10 protein-coding genes are annotated in these 16,170 nt (G+C 58.6%); 1 reads left to right on the top strand and 9 read right to left on the bottom strand.

Annotated elements, in window-relative coordinates:
- Nucleotides 1–110 precede the first annotated feature (110 nt).
- From ybeY to K3G63_RS15530, 4 genes are all read right to left on the bottom strand, one after another.
- A complete protein-coding gene (gene ybeY / locus K3G63_RS15545; protein ID WP_220614995.1) occupies nt 111–596 on the bottom strand; it encodes an rRNA maturation RNase YbeY in 486 nt (161 codons plus the stop codon).
- A gap of 12 nt (nt 597–608) precedes the next feature.
- Nucleotides 609–1,073, bottom strand: a complete 465-nt coding sequence (locus K3G63_RS15540; RefSeq protein WP_220614994.1) for an ATP-binding protein — start codon at nt 1,071–1,073, stop codon at nt 609–611.
- 49 nt (nt 1,074–1,122) lie between these two features.
- Complete coding sequence (locus K3G63_RS15535) at nt 1,123–4,566, bottom strand: DUF4175 domain-containing protein (protein ID WP_259404457.1); 3,444 nt, start codon at nt 4,564–4,566, stop codon at nt 1,123–1,125.
- Nucleotides 4,567–4,801: 235 nt separating this feature from the next.
- A complete protein-coding gene (locus K3G63_RS15530; protein ID WP_220614993.1) occupies nt 4,802–7,834 on the bottom strand; it encodes a pitrilysin family protein in 3,033 nt (1,010 codons plus the stop codon).
- A gap of 242 nt (nt 7,835–8,076) precedes the next feature.
- Between K3G63_RS15530 and K3G63_RS15525 the strand changes: the two genes are divergently transcribed.
- Complete coding sequence (locus K3G63_RS15525; protein ID WP_220614992.1) at nt 8,077–8,484, top strand: hypothetical protein; 408 nt, start codon at nt 8,077–8,079, stop codon at nt 8,482–8,484.
- Nucleotides 8,485–8,491: 7 nt separating this feature from the next.
- Here the strand turns inward: K3G63_RS15525 and K3G63_RS15520 are convergent, their stop codons facing one another.
- From K3G63_RS15520 to K3G63_RS15500, 5 genes are all read right to left on the bottom strand, one after another.
- Nucleotides 8,492–9,541: a glycosyltransferase gene (locus tag K3G63_RS15520; RefSeq protein WP_220614991.1), complete on the bottom strand. Its 1,050-nt coding sequence runs from the start codon at nt 9,539–9,541 to the stop codon at nt 8,492–8,494.
- 285 nt (nt 9,542–9,826) lie between these two features.
- Nucleotides 9,827–11,245, bottom strand: a complete 1,419-nt coding sequence (locus K3G63_RS15515) for an MFS transporter (protein WP_220614990.1) — start codon at nt 11,243–11,245, stop codon at nt 9,827–9,829.
- A 111-nt stretch (nt 11,246–11,356) separates the two neighbouring features.
- A complete protein-coding gene (locus K3G63_RS15510) occupies nt 11,357–13,204 on the bottom strand; it encodes an alpha-amylase family glycosyl hydrolase (RefSeq protein ID WP_220614989.1) in 1,848 nt (615 codons plus the stop codon).
- A gap of 127 nt (nt 13,205–13,331) precedes the next feature.
- Complete coding sequence (locus K3G63_RS15505; RefSeq protein ID WP_220614988.1) at nt 13,332–14,039, bottom strand: SDR family oxidoreductase; 708 nt, start codon at nt 14,037–14,039, stop codon at nt 13,332–13,334.
- Nucleotides 14,040–14,128: 89 nt separating this feature from the next.
- Nucleotides 14,129–16,036, bottom strand: a complete 1,908-nt coding sequence (locus tag K3G63_RS15500; protein ID WP_220614987.1) for a glycoside hydrolase family 13 protein — start codon at nt 16,034–16,036, stop codon at nt 14,129–14,131.
- Nucleotides 16,037–16,170: the final 134 nt, after the last annotated feature.

Genomic DNA, 16,170 nt, shown 5'->3' with positions numbered 1-16,170 from the left:
GATAGGTAAGGAAGTATAGGCTCGAACAGTCATCACAGAAAAACGCCCGCTTGGGGCGGGCGTTTTCTAAGTATTTCTGGGTGCTACCACTGCTCAGAGCGCAAACCTTATCAGAAGGTGCGCAACAGCAGGCAGTCATCCTCTTTCTTGCGCATGGCCGTTTGGCTCAGCAAGTCTTTATCCGCGTAGCCAAGTAAGTGCAGCACGCCATGAATCATGACGCGGTGCAGCTCGTCGCGGAACGTGACGCCATGAATCTGGGCGTTTTCACGCACGCGCTCCACCGAAATAAAGATGTCGCCCTCGATGATATCGGCATCGTCGGCGTTATCGAACGTGATAACGTCGGTGTACGTGTCGTGCTCAAGGTATTCCATGTTGACCTTGTGCAGGTACTCATCGGAGCAGAAGATGTAGGTAAGCTGCACGATTTCGTGTTCGTGCACCTCCGCTACGCGTTCAATCCAAGAAGTTAGGTCCTGGGCGTCGGCCAGCTCGAAATCAACATCTTCTACCAGGAATTCAATGCCCGGGCCTTCGTCGCGGCCAAAGTCATCGTCTTCCTGATCGTCGTACTCGGTGGGCAGGTCGCTCATCGCAAGAATAAACTAATGGGTGGCAGTTTCTGCGCCGTTGATGGCCGAGCTAGACTCCGAAGCTGAGGACGTGGACGTGGGTAACATAAAGGTGAGCTGCACATTGCGGCCATCCTTGGTGAACTCTACGTCATCGGCCAGATGCCGAATCAGGAAGATGCCGCGGCCGCCGGGGTTTTCCAGGTTTTCGGGGGCCGTGGGGTCAATCAGGTTGGTATAGTCGAAGCCCGTGCCTTCGTCCTCGATTTCGAACTTTACCCGGTCTTGGTCCACAAACAAGGACAGGAACACGTTTTTGTCCTTATCGAACTTGTTCCCGTGGCGGATGGCGTTGTTTACCGCCTCCGTGACGGCCACCATGATGTTGCCGTAGATATCGTCTTCGATGTGAAACGTATCCTTCGAGTTGTCGATAAAGCTCTCCACCACGCGGATATTTTCGACCAGCGAAGGAATCTGAATTTTAACCTGCTTCATAGAAAGGAAAAGGGGAAGGCGACGTAGGGGCGGTAAAAGTAGCTGAACGCTACTTCATTTTTTGAAAATATTCACTCACCTCCCGCTGATAGTAGGGCGTGAGGGCCGGCGGCACGGTGCGGAGCAGCTCCGTCTGCCGGTTTTGCTGGCGTTTGTACTGCTGAAACGCCGGCGGAAACACAGGCGGACGGTTCTGGGCCGTCTGCGCTTCGCGCTTTTCATCCTGGTCCCGCTCCCGGGCCGACTTCTCGGCTTCCAGCAAACGAGTCAGGATCTGGCGCTGGCGCATAATAGTCTGCTCCGTCAGCCGCTTGTTTACGAGGTCGGTTTCGGTTTGTTCCATCATTTTTTTGACGTCGCCGAGGCCTCCGGCGCCGTCTTGCCCTTTACCGTCTTTATTATTTCCGGGTTTCCCGCCGCCTTTCTGCTGCATCCGCTCCAGCTCTTGCATGGCCTGCCGGAGCATTTGCTGCTGTCCGGCCAGCTTAGCCAACTCCTCGGAGAGGGCGCGGCCCTGCTTCCCGCTCTGCTGGAGCTGCTGAATCTGCTGGTTGAGCTGCTGCTGCATGCGGCCCAGCTGGCCTTCGCCGGCCGAGCTGCCTTTCTTCTTTTTGCGCCCGGGCTTGCCCCCACCCTGCTGTTGCTGGCTCTGGCTTTGGCGCTGCTGCTCCTGCATTTGCTGGAGGGCATCATTCAGCATGAGGGCCAGGTTGTTCATGCTGGTCATGGCCAGCTGCTGGGAGCTGGTGGCGCGGCCCACGTTGCGCTGCCGAATCTGGTCGAGGCTTTCGTCCATACGGCCGTTCATCTCGCCTACCTCCCGCGTCACGAAGGACTTGATCTGGAACACGCGCTTGGCCAGGGCATAGAGTGAATCCTGCACCACGCGGGCATCGTCCTTGAGCTTGCGCTGGGTCTGGCCGAGTTGCACAAAGCGCGGGTCCGACTGGTCCACGGTGCGGAACTGCTTCATCAGGTTTTCCTGGTCGAAGGAGAGCTTGAGCAGGTTTTCGAGGATGTCGCGCAGGTCGTCGATGTTTTCCTGCTGCTGGTCCTGTTCCTCCTCGTTCATCTGCTGCTGCATCTTCTGAGCCATTTGCTGCATTTTCTGGGCGGCCTGCTTCTGGCTCTGGCTGGCTTTCTGGTTCTGGTTTTTGCCCAGCTGCTCCTGGCTGTCCTGCTGCTGCTCATCTACCTGCTGCTGGTCCTGCTTCATCTCGTCGGCCTGGTTTTCGCCGCCGAGTTGCTGGTCCAGCTCCTTCATGTCTTTGAGGTCCTGCTTCAACTCCTCAAATTTCTGTTGCTGCTCGGCTTGCTGCTGCTTCAGGTCCTGTTGCTTTTGCTGCTGCTGGTCTTTGCTGAGGTTGTTGTCGGGGTTGTTCTTGTCGTTCTTCTGGGTTTCATCGGCCAGTTTCTGCTGCTCCTGAGCCAGCTGCTGGAGTTTTTCCAGGGCTTGGTCCTGCTTCTGCTCAAACTGTAGCTGCTTGAACATTTCGAGGGCGCGCTCCAGCTCTTTCTGCAGGGTATTCTCCTTGTTTTCGAGCTGCTGCATCAGGCGCTGCATTTCGGGCTGGTTCTGGTCTTGCTGTTGTTCCAGTAGCTTCTGTAGCTCCTCGTAAAGCTTCTTGGTCTCGGGGTCGAGCAGGGTTTCCATCAGCTTTTTCAGCTCCTCAGCTTTCTGGGCCAGCTCCTCGTTCTTCTGCGGATCCAGCTGATTTTGCTGCTCCTGCAACTGCTCAAACTGGCGCTTCAGCTCATCCAAGGCTTGGTCCATCTGCTGCTTCTGGTCGAGCATGTCACGCAGCTGCTTGCGGTCCTGAAAGTTCAGGTCACGCTTTACTTTCAGCTTGTCCTCGGCCTTGGCCAGCTCCCGCTCCATTTTCTTGCTTTGCTGGGCGGCCTGGCTCAGCTGACTTTGCACGGCCTGGCTCTGAGAAGCCAGCTGCTGGCGCAGCTCGGTGCGCGACGGCAGGCGGAACTCGGCGGTGCGGCTACGCGCCGACTTGGGTCCGTGCACGCCGTCGTTGTCCCACACCTGCACGAAATACTCCAGTCGGTCGCCGGGGCGCAGGTTCAGGGGGCGCACATCCCACTGGTACGCGTAGCTCTGGCTAGGGCCGCTGCCCAGGGGTAGGGCGCGGGTTTGGTAGGGGGCGTTGGGCCGGCCTTTGCTCAGCACGCGGTAGTGCAGCTGCAGGCGCGAGAGGCCGTAATCGTCCCGCACGTTGCCACCCAAGGCGAGGTAGCGCAACGAGGTAGTATCCTGAAACGCTTCCAGGGTCACGTCGGGTACCTGGTCAGGTATTACGGTAAGCTGGTATTCGATGGGGTCCCGGTTGGGGCTGTTGGCGTTGCGCAGGTGCACGGAGTATTGTTGGCTGCGCATCGCCCGGCGGGAAAGCAGAAATTGCTCGTCGTCGGCCTGGGCACTCACTACCTCATCGGGGTTGCGGAACTTGAGCTGTAGCTGGTCGGTAGCTTCGGTGCTGAACTCCCAGCGCAGGTCGGAGCCTTCGGGCACGGTGAGGTTGCCGGAGTTGCGGATGGTTTCGGCAGGTTTGCCGAGGTAGGCGGGGTAGGAAACCCGCACGGCAAAGTCGCGCAGGTTGGGGCGGGCCTTCACCGTGAGGTCGTACTCCGGGGAGGTAAAGCCGGCAGCGGCCAACTGAAACTCCACGTTTTCGCGCAGCTGGCGGAAGTCGTAGCGGAAGCGGTTGCCGTTTTCACGTACCAAATGCCGTTCCCGGCCGCCGTACACAATACTGATTTCGTTGGGCAGCGCCTCGCCTTCTACGGTTACATTCAGGGTAAAATCTTCGCCCTTGAAAGCAGTGAGGTTCTTGTTTTCCACCACGAAGCGGAAGGGCGCGGGCGGGCTGTATTTCTGGTTGTAGTTCAGAATTCGCTCGGTGCCTTGCACAAACAGGCTAGGATAAATGAGCAGCAGCACCACCACTACAGCTCCCGGAATGGCCACGTACTTCCACAGCGGCTTGGTCTGAGCCTGAATATTAATGCCCTGGCTGAACTCCACGCCGCGCAGCTGCCCGGCGCGCTGCTCCAGGCTGGCGGCCAGTAGAGCGTTTTCCTGGGCCTGGCCACGCAATTGCAGGGCGTTTAGGAGTTTATCCTGCACATCCGGGAACAACTCCCCTACCCTGCGGGCAGCCTGCTCATCGCTCAGCATCCGGCGCAGGTTGGTCAGGGCGGCCAGGGGCTGCCAGATCCAGCGCCCGAAAGCGTAGAGCATGCCAGCCACAAAGCCGAACAGCAGCCCGGCCCGCACCCAGGTAGGCAGGTACAGGAAGTATTCGAGCAGGTTGAATACCAGAAATAAGCTGAGCAGCAGGCCGCCGGCCACCACTAGGCCGCGAACCAGCAGGTTCAGGTAAAACTTGCGCTTAAAAGCATCGAGGCGGGCCAGCACATCGTCCAGGGCCCCCCGAGTTGTTGCGGGGTCTTTCTCCACTACCATAAGGTTGCCGCCTAACATGGGCTTGGGAAAGATACGTATTTCGCCCCGGCGGCTGCATGTACCGGACACCAGAGGTAGGGCAAGAGGTTCCGCAAACAGCGAGAGGCGTATTCAGGCCGCCGGCTCTGACGGCTACGCCGCCCAGGCCGGTGGCCTGAGTTCAGAGCTACTGCATAGCAGAAAGGACGGGGAGGGATACAAAAAAGCCCGAATCCATTGGATTCAGGCTTTTTGCAGGGTAGGAAAGCTGGAATTACTTAGTGTCTTCCTTATCCTTCTTGGCTTTACGCTTTTCCTTTTTGCCGTCGGCGTCTTTGGTCTTGATTTTCATCTTCTCGTTGTCGGCGGGCGGCGTGACGGCGGTAGCCGCCGGGGCCGCCGGAGCCGCCGGGGCGGCTACCCGGTTGCCGTCGGCATCCAGCTCTACCACTTCGTAGCCTAGCTCCGCAAGACCCGGGAAGGACTTAGAACGGTCGCCCACTACCACGATGTACATATTATCGGCGGGCAGGTACTTCTGGGCAATAGCCTGCACGTCTTCGCGCTTCAGGCCCTTCAGAATGTCGCTCTGCTGCTTCACGTAGCCGGTGCTCAGGTCGTACTCCAGCAGGCGCGAGAGGAAGGCGGCCCGCTGCTGACCCGTTTCGTAGCGCAGGGCATCACTCTGACCCACCGAGGACTGCAGGAACTGCAGCTCCTCATCGGTAATGCCGTTGCGGTAGTTCTGGATTTCCTTCATGAACTCCTTAACCGAGGCAGCAGTGGCATCGGCGCGCACGCCGGCGCTGGCCGTATAGGGACCCACGTAGCGCGAGCTTTGGAAGCCCGAGCGGGCGCCGTAGGTGTAGCCCTTGTCCTCGCGCAGGTTCAGGTTGATGCGCGAGTTGAAGGCTCCCCCCAGGATGTAGTTGGAGAGGTAGGCGCGGTAATAGTCGCCGGTAGCGTCGTAGGTAAGCGGGGTAAGGTAGCCCACCCGGATTTCCGATTGCGCGGCCCCGTCCTTATTCACGAAGTAAATACGGGTTTTATCGGGCTGAGGTGCCTTTTCGCCGGCCGGCAGGCGCACATCCTTCTTCGCCCAGCCTTTCAGGAAGCCTAGCTGGCCGGTGAGGGTGGCCTGGTCTACGTCGCCTACGGCCACGAGGTAGCTCACGTTGGGGGCGTAGTTCTGCTGGTAGAACTGCTTCACGTCGTCGAGGGTGAGGCTGGTTACCGTGGCCGTGGTACCACTGCTGGGCACGTTCATGATGTTGGCCGGGCCGTAGAGCAGGCGAGCGTACGTCTTATCGGCAATAACTACCGGCTGGGTATTCTGGTTGGCAATGCCTTCCAGCGTCTGCTTTTTGATGCGGGCGAAATCGGCCGCATCAAAGCGGGGCCGCAGCAGGCGCTCCTCCAGCAGCTTCATGGTGGCGGGCAGGTTCTTGGTCAGGCTCTGCACGTACACGGTCGTGTTGTCGTCGCCGGCCGACACGCGGATGGTGCTGCCCAGCTTATCCAGCTCCGAGCTGAACTGCTCGCCGGTGTACTTCTGGGTGCCTTCGTTGAGCATAGCCGCCGTGAGGGAGGCAATACCGGCCTGGTTGGCGTTGGCCTGCTCCAGGCGGTGGCCGCCGCGGATGGTCAGCAGCATGGTTACCGTCGGGATTTCCGTGTTGCGGGAGCCCATCAGGCGCAGTCCGTTATCCAAGGACGACTGCCACACCTGCGGCACCTGCACCACGGGATTGGTGCCGGCGGCAGGCTGCTTGCTCCGGTCGAAGGTATCGGTGGCCTTCACGTAGGTCAGGCCGTTGTAGCCGTAGTCAGGAGCCTGGTAACCTTCTTTAGATACGGTGTAGTTGTCGGCTTTAGCCGGCGTGCCGCCGGTTTTGGGCAGTACGCTTAGCACCACGGCGTGCTTGCCTTTAATGTATTGGTTGTACACGCGGTTTACATCGGCGGGCGTCACGGCGCGCAGGCGCTTTAGCTCCTCGGGCAGGCGGTTAGGGTTGCCGAAGTAGGTTTGGTTGGCCGCCAGCTGGCTTACTTTGCCACTGACGCTGGCTAGGCTGTTTACCACCTGGGCTTCGGTGCTGGCCTTGAAGCGGGCTACCTGCTCGGCCGTAGCGCCGGCACGCTCGAACTCGGTCAGGGTCTTGCGTACCTTCAGCTCCAGGCTGTCGAGGCCTTTGCCGGGGAAGGGCAGCGTTACGAGCGTAAACTCACCCGACAGCTCCGAAGAGTTGTTGTAGGCCGAAGCCTGCACGGCCTGCTGGGTTTTCGTGAGGTTCTTGTAGAGCAGGGAGTTTTTGCCTTGGCCAATAATTTCGGCCAGAGCGTCAAGGGCGTACTCGTCGGGGTGGCCGCTGGGCACCGTCGGGAATACCATCTGCAGCATCGGGAAGCGCACGTTGTCGGTGTAGCTTACGTAGCGGTCCTGGGCCAGCTTGGGCGCGGGCAGCTTCTGGGCCGCCACAGCCGGGCCTTTGCTGATAGGGCTGAAATACTTTTCCACCAGTTTCACTACCTCCTGGGGCTTCACGTCGCCGCCCACGGTAAGGGTAGCGTTGTTGGGGCCATACCAACGCAGGAAGAAGTTCTTGAGGTCGTTTACGTCGGAACGGTCCAGATCTTCGAGGTAGCCGATGGTCAGCCAGCTATAGGGGTGGCCGTAGGGGTAGAGCGTGCGGGCAATGTTTTCCGACGCCAGACCGTAGGGGCGGTTGTCGTAGTTCTGGCCCCGCTCGTTTTTCACGGTAGAGCGTTGCACCTCAAACTTCTGCTGGGTTACGGCGTCGAGCAGGAAACCCATGCGGTCGGCCTCCAGCCACAATGCCGTTTCAAGCTGGTTGCTGGGTACCGTTTCGTAGTAGTTGGTCCGGTCGCGGTTAGTAGAGCCGTTGAGCGTACCGCCGGCGGCCGTTACCGTCTTGAAGTGCTGCTCGTCGGCTACGTGGTCGGAGCCTTGGAACATCATGTGCTCAAAGAAGTGGGCAAAGCCCGACTTTCCAATCTGCTCCCGCGCCGAGCCTACGTGGTATGTTACGTCCACGTGTACCAGGGGGTCGGAGTGGTCTTCTGTTACGATGAGCGTAAGGCCGTTCGGCAGCACGTACTTTTCGTACGGAATGACTAGCTCGGAGCCTTTGCGAGTTACTTTTTCAACCAGGCGGGCCCCACCAGCAGTAGCAGCAGGGGCTTTGGTAACGGTGGCCGGCTTAGTAGCCGGTTTTTGCTGGGCCAGCGCCGGCTGCAGCGCCAGCGAAGTTCCTAAACCCAGCAGCAACAGGTGGTTGCGAGTCATTAAAAAAGATGTAGAGTTGAGAATAATACCAGCGGGAAGTTACGCGCCAAAAGACAAGTACAACATCGCCGGGGATGCATCAGTAAAAATAGAGGTATTTAGGGCCCGGAAACCCGTAAACTACGCCGCCACCGCAGCGTCCGCCCCGTCTGCCGGGCTGTGATTCTTTACCAACGGGCGTAAATAGTTAAAACAAATTTTCTACTGAGGAGCTTGCTACCTTTGTTGCCGCTTTCCTTCTGATGCTGCCTTTCGAATCTGACTACCTGCGTCTTTCCTACCGTCCGGATTTGCACCTGCTGCTTATGCGCTGGACCAGGCCAGCTACCTCGGCCGAGCACCGCGCCGGATACCGCGCGGCCTTGGTGCTGGGCAAGCAGCAACAAGCCAGCCACTGGCTCGTGGACTTACGCAGCCGTGGGCTGGCCGACCTGACGGATCTGGACTGGGTGCTGCAGGAGTTTGCCGCGGAAGCCCGTGCCACCTTTGCCATCCCCGACCGGCGCATTGCCTACTTCACTACCCCCTACTACGCCGATATACTTCGGCCGCGGCTGCTGCAACATCCTCACTTCCAAAGCTCAGGACTGCAGATTGAGGTGTTCACGGAGGAAATGCCCGCGTATCACTGGCTGCAAACCGGACAGTAAACCGGCCCTACCCCTCGGCCCAGCGGTAACGCCGCTCTTTCCACTGAATGCCGGAAGGCCACCACGTGTACGCCAGCACGGCCAGCGACATAAACAGCAAGTACCCATCGTAGAGCAGCAGCACGGCCAGGTTTTCGCGGTGCCCAGCCTGGCGCAGGGTAATAAGCAAACAGATTGTCTGGCAGGCTACTTTGGCCGCGTACAGCAGAGCAATGGTTTCCAGCGGCAGCAGGCCGGGCCAGCCCAGTACGGTGTAAAAAAGGCTGTAAGAGCTGAACAGCAAACTAAGCTGCCAGGGTAGTCGCACGGCGCCCTTCATCCAGCGCTTACGCTGCTGCAGCAAGTGTCGTACCGTAGGCTGAGCCACCGAAATACCCAAAGCGCTGGGCACGATAATGTTGCGGTAGCCCCACCCCTGCCCTACTACCTTCTCGAATAGCTGCAAGTCCTCGGTGATGCTAAAGGCCAGCGCCTCGTAGCCCCCAATCGACTCGTAAGCCGTCCGGGTCACCAGCATGTTGTTGCCTACGGCCGTAATAGGCAGGCCCAGGTCTGTCAGCATCCGAATCAGGCTCAGGCCAAACAGCCAGTCCAGGCCCTGAAGGCGGCCAAACAGGTTGCCCTCGGCCGTGGTGATGCCCGTTACAATGCCAACTCCTTCGGGCGCGGCGGCCAGCATGGTCTGGACCCAGTCGGGGTGCATGGCCATGTCGGCGTCCGTGAACAGCAGATACTCGGCGGTAGCGGCGCGGCACAAGTGAGCCAGCGCGTTGCTCTTGCCGCGGGCCGTGCCCAGGCGCTGCCGGATGCTCAGCAGCCGAAACTGGGGCTTGTCTTTGCTGAACTCCTCCACCAGAGCGGCCGTGTTGTCGGTGGAGGCGTCGTCGCCAATCAGGATTTCCAGCTGCTCGGCGGGGTAGTTAAGCTTGGTCAGCGCCGTCAGGCAGCGGATGATGGTAGTTTCTTCGTTGCGCGCGGCAATCAGGATACTCACGCGCGGCCGGGCACTAGTGGGGTGGATTGGCCGCCGCGACACCACCAATAGAATGATTACCAACAAGAAAACTCCAAAAAACAGGCCGAAGAATACTGCTGGAAACACCATATGCTGCTGTTAAGTAAGAGCAAGCCACGGTGTTTGGGAAGAGAAGGCAATAGCGTGGCGCAACTAGGAAATACGAGGAACTACCCGTTTGCCGTTGCCGGTTAAATGCTGATTTTCCGGGCAGGTATATGCGTACAAATACGGATGCATCCTGCGGCCGCTACCCCCTGGGGCAATAAAAAAACCTCTACCGGTATGGCAGAGGTTTTTTTATTGCCCCAGGGGGTAGCCTGGTGGCTACAGCCGCGGGTCAGTTTCAACGGGGGCATCGTAGCCGGGCGCGGGTAGGGTAACCGGCTCATTCGAGGTAGTACGCACGTCATCCGCATCCTCAACGCGCAACGATAACAGTCCGGCAACCACCAGGGAAGCGCCCCCCAGCACAATGGTGTAAATCGTCTGGTCGTGGAAGAGGTGTTTGGTGATAGGGCCCAGCACCAGACCGCCAATGCTCTGCGGAATGACGATGAAAAAGTTGAATACCCCCATGTAGTAGCCCATCCGGTTGGCGGGCAACGCGCCTGCTAGCATGGCATAGGGCATGGAAAGGATGCTGGCCCAGCCAATGCCCACCCCAATCATGGAAAGCACCAGCAACGAGGGGTTCTCAATGAAGAAGACGGATATCAGACCCACGCCGCCCGCAATCAGGCAAATCAGGTGAGTAAACCGGCGGCTGGTGGCCCTGGCTACCACTGGCAGCAGAAGCGCGAAAATGGCTGATACTCCGCCATATACGGAAAAGCAAATGCCTACCCAGTCGGCGCCTTCGTTGTAAAGTTTCGAGGTAGTATCGGTGGTGTGGTAAATGTGGCTGGTTACGGCGGGAGTTGTGTAAATCCACATGGCATAAAGCCCGAACCAGGTAAAAAACTGCACCAGCGCCAGTTGCTGCATGGTGCGGGGCATGTTGAACACGCCCATAAACGACTCGCGGAAGCCGTTAGCAAAGCCCGCGGTGCGGCGCTTCTCTTCTTCAAACTGCTCTAAGTTCTCGGGCGGGTATTCCTTGGTGTTCAGTACCGTCCAGAGCACGGCCAGGAAAAACAGCGCCCCGCCAATGTAGAAGGCGTACTTCAAGGACGGAGCAATGTGGCCGGGCTCGGGTTGATTCGAAACATCAAACCAATGCGTAAGCACCCAGGGCAGCGACGAGCCAATGATGGAACCCAGCCCAATCAGAAACGTCTGGAAGGCAAACCCGACTGTGCGCTGTTCGGAGGGTAGTAAATCGCCCACCAGGGCCCGGAACGGCTCCATGGAAATATTGATGCTGGAGTCCATAATCCACAGCATCCCTGCCGCCATCCACAGCGCCGATACGTTGGGCATCACCAGCAACGACAACGACGCCAGGATAGCCCCAATCAGGAAAAAGGGGCGCCGACGGCCCCAGCGCGGGCTCCAGGTGCGGTCGGAAAGGTAGCCGATAACGGGCTGCACCAGCAAGCCAGTAATAGGAGCCGCCAGCCACAGAAACGCCAGGTCGTCGGGGTTGGCACCCATGGTTTCGAAGATGCGGCTCATGTTGGCGTTCTGGAGCGCGAAGCCGCACTGGATACCCAAAAAGCCAAAGCTCATGTTCCAGATTTGCCAGAAGCTCAGGCGGGGTTTTTCGCGGGTGCTGGTGGGAGCGGCCGCTGCACTAATTGCCATGGGGTGGTGGGAAGTTAGGGGGTAGGAATGAGAGCCTAGATAGCAGAACTCAGAAGCTTAGAATTAGAAGCTCAGGAAGGTTTCTAAGCTCTACAACATATGTGCTGAGTGCTACTCTTCCGGCTTGATTTCGAACACGTAGGCACCTTGCGGGGCCAGCGTCAGGTTCAGGGTTTCCACGGCCGGGGCTTGGCTTAGCAACTCCGTGTAAGTGTAGAACTTAGTGGGGTTCAGGCCCATCAGCTGCATGGTTTCCCGCGGAATGCGGAGGGTAGGCCGGTAGGTTTTATCGGGGCTGAAATTGACCACAATGAGCAGCTTCTGCTTATCCGTCCAGCGCAGGTAGGTATACAGCTGGCGCTGGTTGTACTGCGGGTCGAGATTATTAGCATCCTGTAGTTCGTAGAAGCGGCCGCGTCGGATGGCGTCGCTCTGGCTGGTGAGGGCCAGCAGGCGACAATAAAAGTCGCGGAGGTGCTTTTGCTCCGTGCTTAGCTTCCCGCCATCAAACTTGCCCCCGTTCATCCATTTCTGGTGCTCGGGCACACCCCAGTAATCGAAGATGGTGGTGCGGCCGTCCTCACCCGAAAAGCCCTCCGAGCCGTGGGCCGGCTCCCCTACGTCTTGCCCGAAGTATAGCATCACGGGGCCGGTAGCCAGGGTAGCCGAAACCGTCATGGCCGGAATAGCGGCGCGGGGGTTGCCGGCAAAATCCTTGGAGGCAATGCGCTGCTCGTCGTGGTTTTCCAGGAAGCGTAGCATGTGGCTAGAGAAGCCGCGGCTTTCCTCGCGCCACACTTTGGTGATGTCCTCGGTTGTGCCCTCGCCCCGCATCAGGCGGCGCAACCCGTCGTAGAGGCCCACCTTGTCGTAGAGGTAGTCGAAGTGGCCCTGCTCGATGTACATCTTGTAGGTTTTAGCATCGTAGGCCTCCCCAATGAACACCAGCTCGGGCTTCACCTTTTTCAGCTCTGGAATTACCCAGGCCCAGAACTCCACCGGCACCATTTCGGCCATGTCGCAGCGGAAGCCATCCACATCTTTCTTGGTCCAGAAGATGAGGATGTCGCGCATTTTCAGCCAGGTATCCGGAATGGGCGAGAAGTGCTTCTGCCGCCCGTTCTGGTAATCGACGCCGTAGTTGAGCTTGATGGTTTCAAACCAGTCGTCGACCTTGGGTGCTTCCGAAAACACGTCGTTGCCGGTAGCTTTAGCGGGCACTTCCTGAAACTTCTTGTCTTCCCGAGGGCCGCTCAGGGGGCCCAATGGGTTGTAGCCAGCCGGCACCACAAACGACTTGCCGGGTAGGTAGTAGAAGTTGTTGTTGGGCGCAAACGCTTTGGTCTTATCATCCTTCTCACCCAAATCTACTACCCCCTTAGGGTGGGCGTCCGACTTGTAGGTGCGGGCTACGTGGTTGGGAATGAAGTCGATAATAACCTTCAGGTCGTTGTCGTGGGTGCGCTTTACCAGGGCCTCAAACTCCTGCATGCGGTTCTTCACGTCCACGGCCAGGTCGGGGTCTACATCGTAGTAATCCTTGATGGCGTAGGGCGAGCCGGCGCGGCCTTTTACCACATCGGCATCGTCGAGAGCAATGCCATACTTGGTGTAGTCCGTCATGGTAGCGTGCTCAATCACGCCGGTAAACCACACGTGCGAGGTGCCCATTTTCCGGATGGCTTGCAGGGCGGTGTTGTTGATGTCGTTGAACTTCCCCGCGCCATTCTCCTGGAGCGTGCCGTAGGGCTTGTTCACCGTGGTTTTGTTGCCGAATAGGCGCGTCATCAGCTGGTAAATCACCAGCTTATGGTCCTGAGGCTGCTCATCGGTGGTGTTGGGGTCCGAGGAAAAAGGAGTTTCTGCCACGGGCGCGGAAGGTTGCGAGTTCAGAAAGGAAGATGAAGCCGAAGCAACCCCCAAAGAAAGGGCCGCCGCTGAAAGTAGCAGGTATTTCATAGGCAAGTAAAACGGGTAATGGCAAGCCAGTGAGATGGAAACTTTATGAAAAAGCGAGTTAAATGTGTAAGCCAGAGTAGTTTGCGCCAGCCTACTATTCAACTCACTCTTTCACAAAGTCACCTTTCTACCACTCCTGCGTCAGGGGGTGAAGCATCAGCTCATCGACGACGACGTGGGCCGGGGCTTCCAGCACGTAGCGTACGGCCTGGGCCACATCCGAGGGTTTGAGGTGGGTTTTCTCGGCTTCCGTGCTACCTGGCTTCGACTCGTTGAAGTAGGTATCGACCATGCCCGGATAGATGGTGCTGACCTTTACCCCGAAGGGGCGTACTTCTTTGCGTAGGGAGCCAAGCAGCGCATCCTGGGCGTACTTGCTGGCGCCGTACACCGTGCCGTGCTCAAACGTGCGCTTGCTCACGTCGGAGGCAATGCCCACAATATGGCCGTGGCCCTGAGCTTTCAAATGGGGTACAATGGCCTTACACATCAGGAAAGTGCCCTTCACATTTACATCGAAGATTCGGTCCCATTCGGCGGCCTCGAAGTTTTCGAGCAGGTTAAAGGAGCCTACCCCTGCATTGCACACCAAGATGTCGAGGCGGCCAAAGCGGCTAAGGGTTTCGGCTACCACCAGCTCGGCGTCGGCCTCATCGGCTACGTCGGCCGGAATAGCGAGGCCCTGGGTTTTGGCGTTCAGCTCTTCCAGCTCCTCGGCAGTGCGTGCTACTGCTACTACCCTAGCGCCCTGCATGGCAAGCAGCAACGCGGTGGCCCGGCCGATACCGCGGCTGGCACCCGTCACGATGGCTACTTTATCAGTTAAGTCAGTCATGGATTTATCAGATTTAAGCTGAAAATAGTACCGAGTGGTAGTACATAAGTAGCGAAGGGCGGCAGTGGTTCCGCCGCCCTTCCGGATTCTTACTTCTTCAGCTCGACTACCCAGGCCGTACGCCCCGGAATCTTGAAGGTTTTGAGGTCAGCAAGCGTGGCGCCCGTTGCTACCTCGGTGCCGGAGGTAAACCCGCCGGTACGCTCCGCAAAGCGGGCCCCATCCACGGTCTTCTCGTCCTTGTTGCCGTTGAGCATCACCATGATGGCCTGGCCCTGGTCGTTGTAGCGGAAATAGGTGTATACCCCGTCCTGCGGAATAAACTGCATGAGCTTGCCCGTGGCCATAACGGGGTGCGTTTTGCGGTAGTTGGCCAGGGTGCTCAGGTAAGTAAAGGCCTCGCCGGCTTGGCCCGTGCGGCCAGCGGCGGTGAAGTAGTCTTGCTTGTCGCCGGCAAAACCGCCGGGGAAATCCTCCCGCACTTTGCCATCGGGGTTCGAGAAGTTCTTCATCAGCACCTCGGTGCCGTAGTAGAGCTGCGGAATGCCGCGGGTGGTGAGCAGCCAGGCCACGCCCATTTTGTACTTGGCGAAGTCCTCCCCTATCACGGAGTAGAAGCGGCTCATGTCGTGGTTGTCGAGGAAGGTCACGTTGCGGGAGGCGTCCTCGTACATCCAGTCGCCCTGCAGGGCTTCGTACAGGCGGTTCATGTTGCCGTTGTCGCCCCGCAGCGCATCATGAATAGCGCCCTGCGACTGGAAATCGAACACCGACTCCAGATTAGACTTGAAGCCATCTACGGGCTGGAAGATGTTGCGAGCGAAGAAAGCCTGCTGAGCTGTGCTACCCACCCAGGCCTCGCCAAACTCGAACAGGTTCGGAAACTCCTCATTGAGAGCCTGGCCCCACTGCATCAGGAACTTGGGGTCGGAATAGGGGTAGGTATCGATGCGGTAGGCGTCGAGGCCGGTGTACTCCACCCACCACAGGAAGTTCTGAATCAGGTAGGTAGCTACCAGTGGGTTGCTCTGGTTCACGTCGGGCATGGTGGTGTCAAACCAGCCTTTGTTGTAGAGGCGGCGGTCCAGGTCGGAGCCGTAGGGGTCGTTGAGGGCCGAGGAGTTGTAGTTGCTGCGCGTGAACTGGGGCCACTGGTTAAACCAGTCCTTGGCGGGTTGGTCGAGGAACAGGTAGTTTTTGCTACCCATGTGGTTGAGCACCACGTCGTGCACCACTTTCAGGCCATTCTGGTGGGCGCGGTCCACAAACTGCTTGTACTCCTCCAGCGTGCCGTAGCGCCGGTCAGTGTTGTAGTAGTCGGTTAGGGCGTAGCCGTGGTAGCTGGCCTTGGGCATGTCGTTTTCCACCACCGGAGTCATCCAGATGGCGGTGGCTCCCATGCTCTTGATGTAATCAAAGTGGTTCTCAATGCCTTTTAAGTCGCCGCCGTGGCGGGAGTACATCGAGTCGCGGGCCACTTGGGGGGCACGCATGCCCTTGATGTAGTCGTTTTTCGGGTCGCCATTCGAGAAGCGGTCCGGCATCAAAAAGTAGATGAAATCCTGCTGATTCAGCCCCTGCACCTTCGACTTATCACCGGGGGTAGTGCGCTGGCGCAGCTCATAGGAGTAGGTCTGCTTTTTGTCACCTTTGAACTCCAGCTGCAGCTTGCCGGGCTTAGCCGCGGGGCTGATGGTCAGGTTGAGCAGCAGGTAGTTGGGGCTTTCCAGCTTCTGCACCCCATCCAGCGTCACGCCTTCGTAGGCCTTTAGGGTAGCCGTGCTGCTGGCAATACCAGGGCCGTGCACCAGCAGCTGTAGCTTGGGGTTCTTCATACCTACCCACCAGAAGGTAGGGTCGATGCGCTGAATACCGGCGGCTTTGGCGGCCGGTGCCGCGGTGGAGGCTGAAGAAACTGAAGTGGCCGTGGCCAGAGCGGGCGCGGCGGTGGCTAGCAGCGAGCCGGCCAGAAAAGGCAGAAATCGGGCAGAAATCATACGCGAGTGGGAATCAGGAAACGGAACAGCCAAGGTACGCACCCCCACGTCTGTACGCTACTGCTGTAGCCACCCGAAATGGTGACCTATTGACAGATTTATGGTGCCTTGTTGATGGGTTTACTTACATGGTT

The sequence above is a fragment of the Hymenobacter sp. HSC-4F20 genome (genome assembly GCF_019599275.1).
Classification (GTDB): domain Bacteria; phylum Bacteroidota; class Bacteroidia; order Cytophagales; family Hymenobacteraceae; genus Hymenobacter.
Note: the sequence above shows the minus strand (reverse complement) of the source record. Positions and strands in the feature narration are given on the sequence as shown.

Excerpts from the sequence above, each read along its gene's own strand:
- K3G63_RS15505 (WP_220614988.1), bottom strand. The coding sequence starts at position 14,039 with ATGACTGACTTAACTGATAAAGTAGCCATCGTGACGGGTGCCAGCCGC.
- K3G63_RS15525 (WP_220614992.1), top strand. The coding sequence starts at position 8,077 with ATGCTGCCTTTCGAATCTGACTACCTGCGTCTTTCCTACCGTCCGGAT.
- ybeY (WP_220614995.1), bottom strand. The coding sequence starts at position 596 with ATGAGCGACCTGCCCACCGAGTACGACGATCAGGAAGACGATGACTTT.
- K3G63_RS15535 (WP_259404457.1), bottom strand. The coding sequence starts at position 4,566 with ATGTTAGGCGGCAACCTTATGGTAGTGGAGAAAGACCCCGCAACAACT.
- K3G63_RS15500 (WP_220614987.1), bottom strand. The coding sequence starts at position 16,036 with ATGATTTCTGCCCGATTTCTGCCTTTTCTGGCCGGCTCGCTGCTAGCC.
- K3G63_RS15530 (WP_220614993.1), bottom strand. The coding sequence starts at position 7,834 with ATGACTCGCAACCACCTGTTGCTGCTGGGTTTAGGAACTTCGCTGGCG.
- K3G63_RS15510 (WP_220614989.1), bottom strand. The coding sequence starts at position 13,204 with ATGAAATACCTGCTACTTTCAGCGGCGGCCCTTTCTTTGGGGGTTGCT.
- K3G63_RS15540 (WP_220614994.1), bottom strand. The coding sequence starts at position 1,073 with ATGAAGCAGGTTAAAATTCAGATTCCTTCGCTGGTCGAAAATATCCGC.
- K3G63_RS15515 (WP_220614990.1), bottom strand. The coding sequence starts at position 11,245 with ATGGCAATTAGTGCAGCGGCCGCTCCCACCAGCACCCGCGAAAAACCC.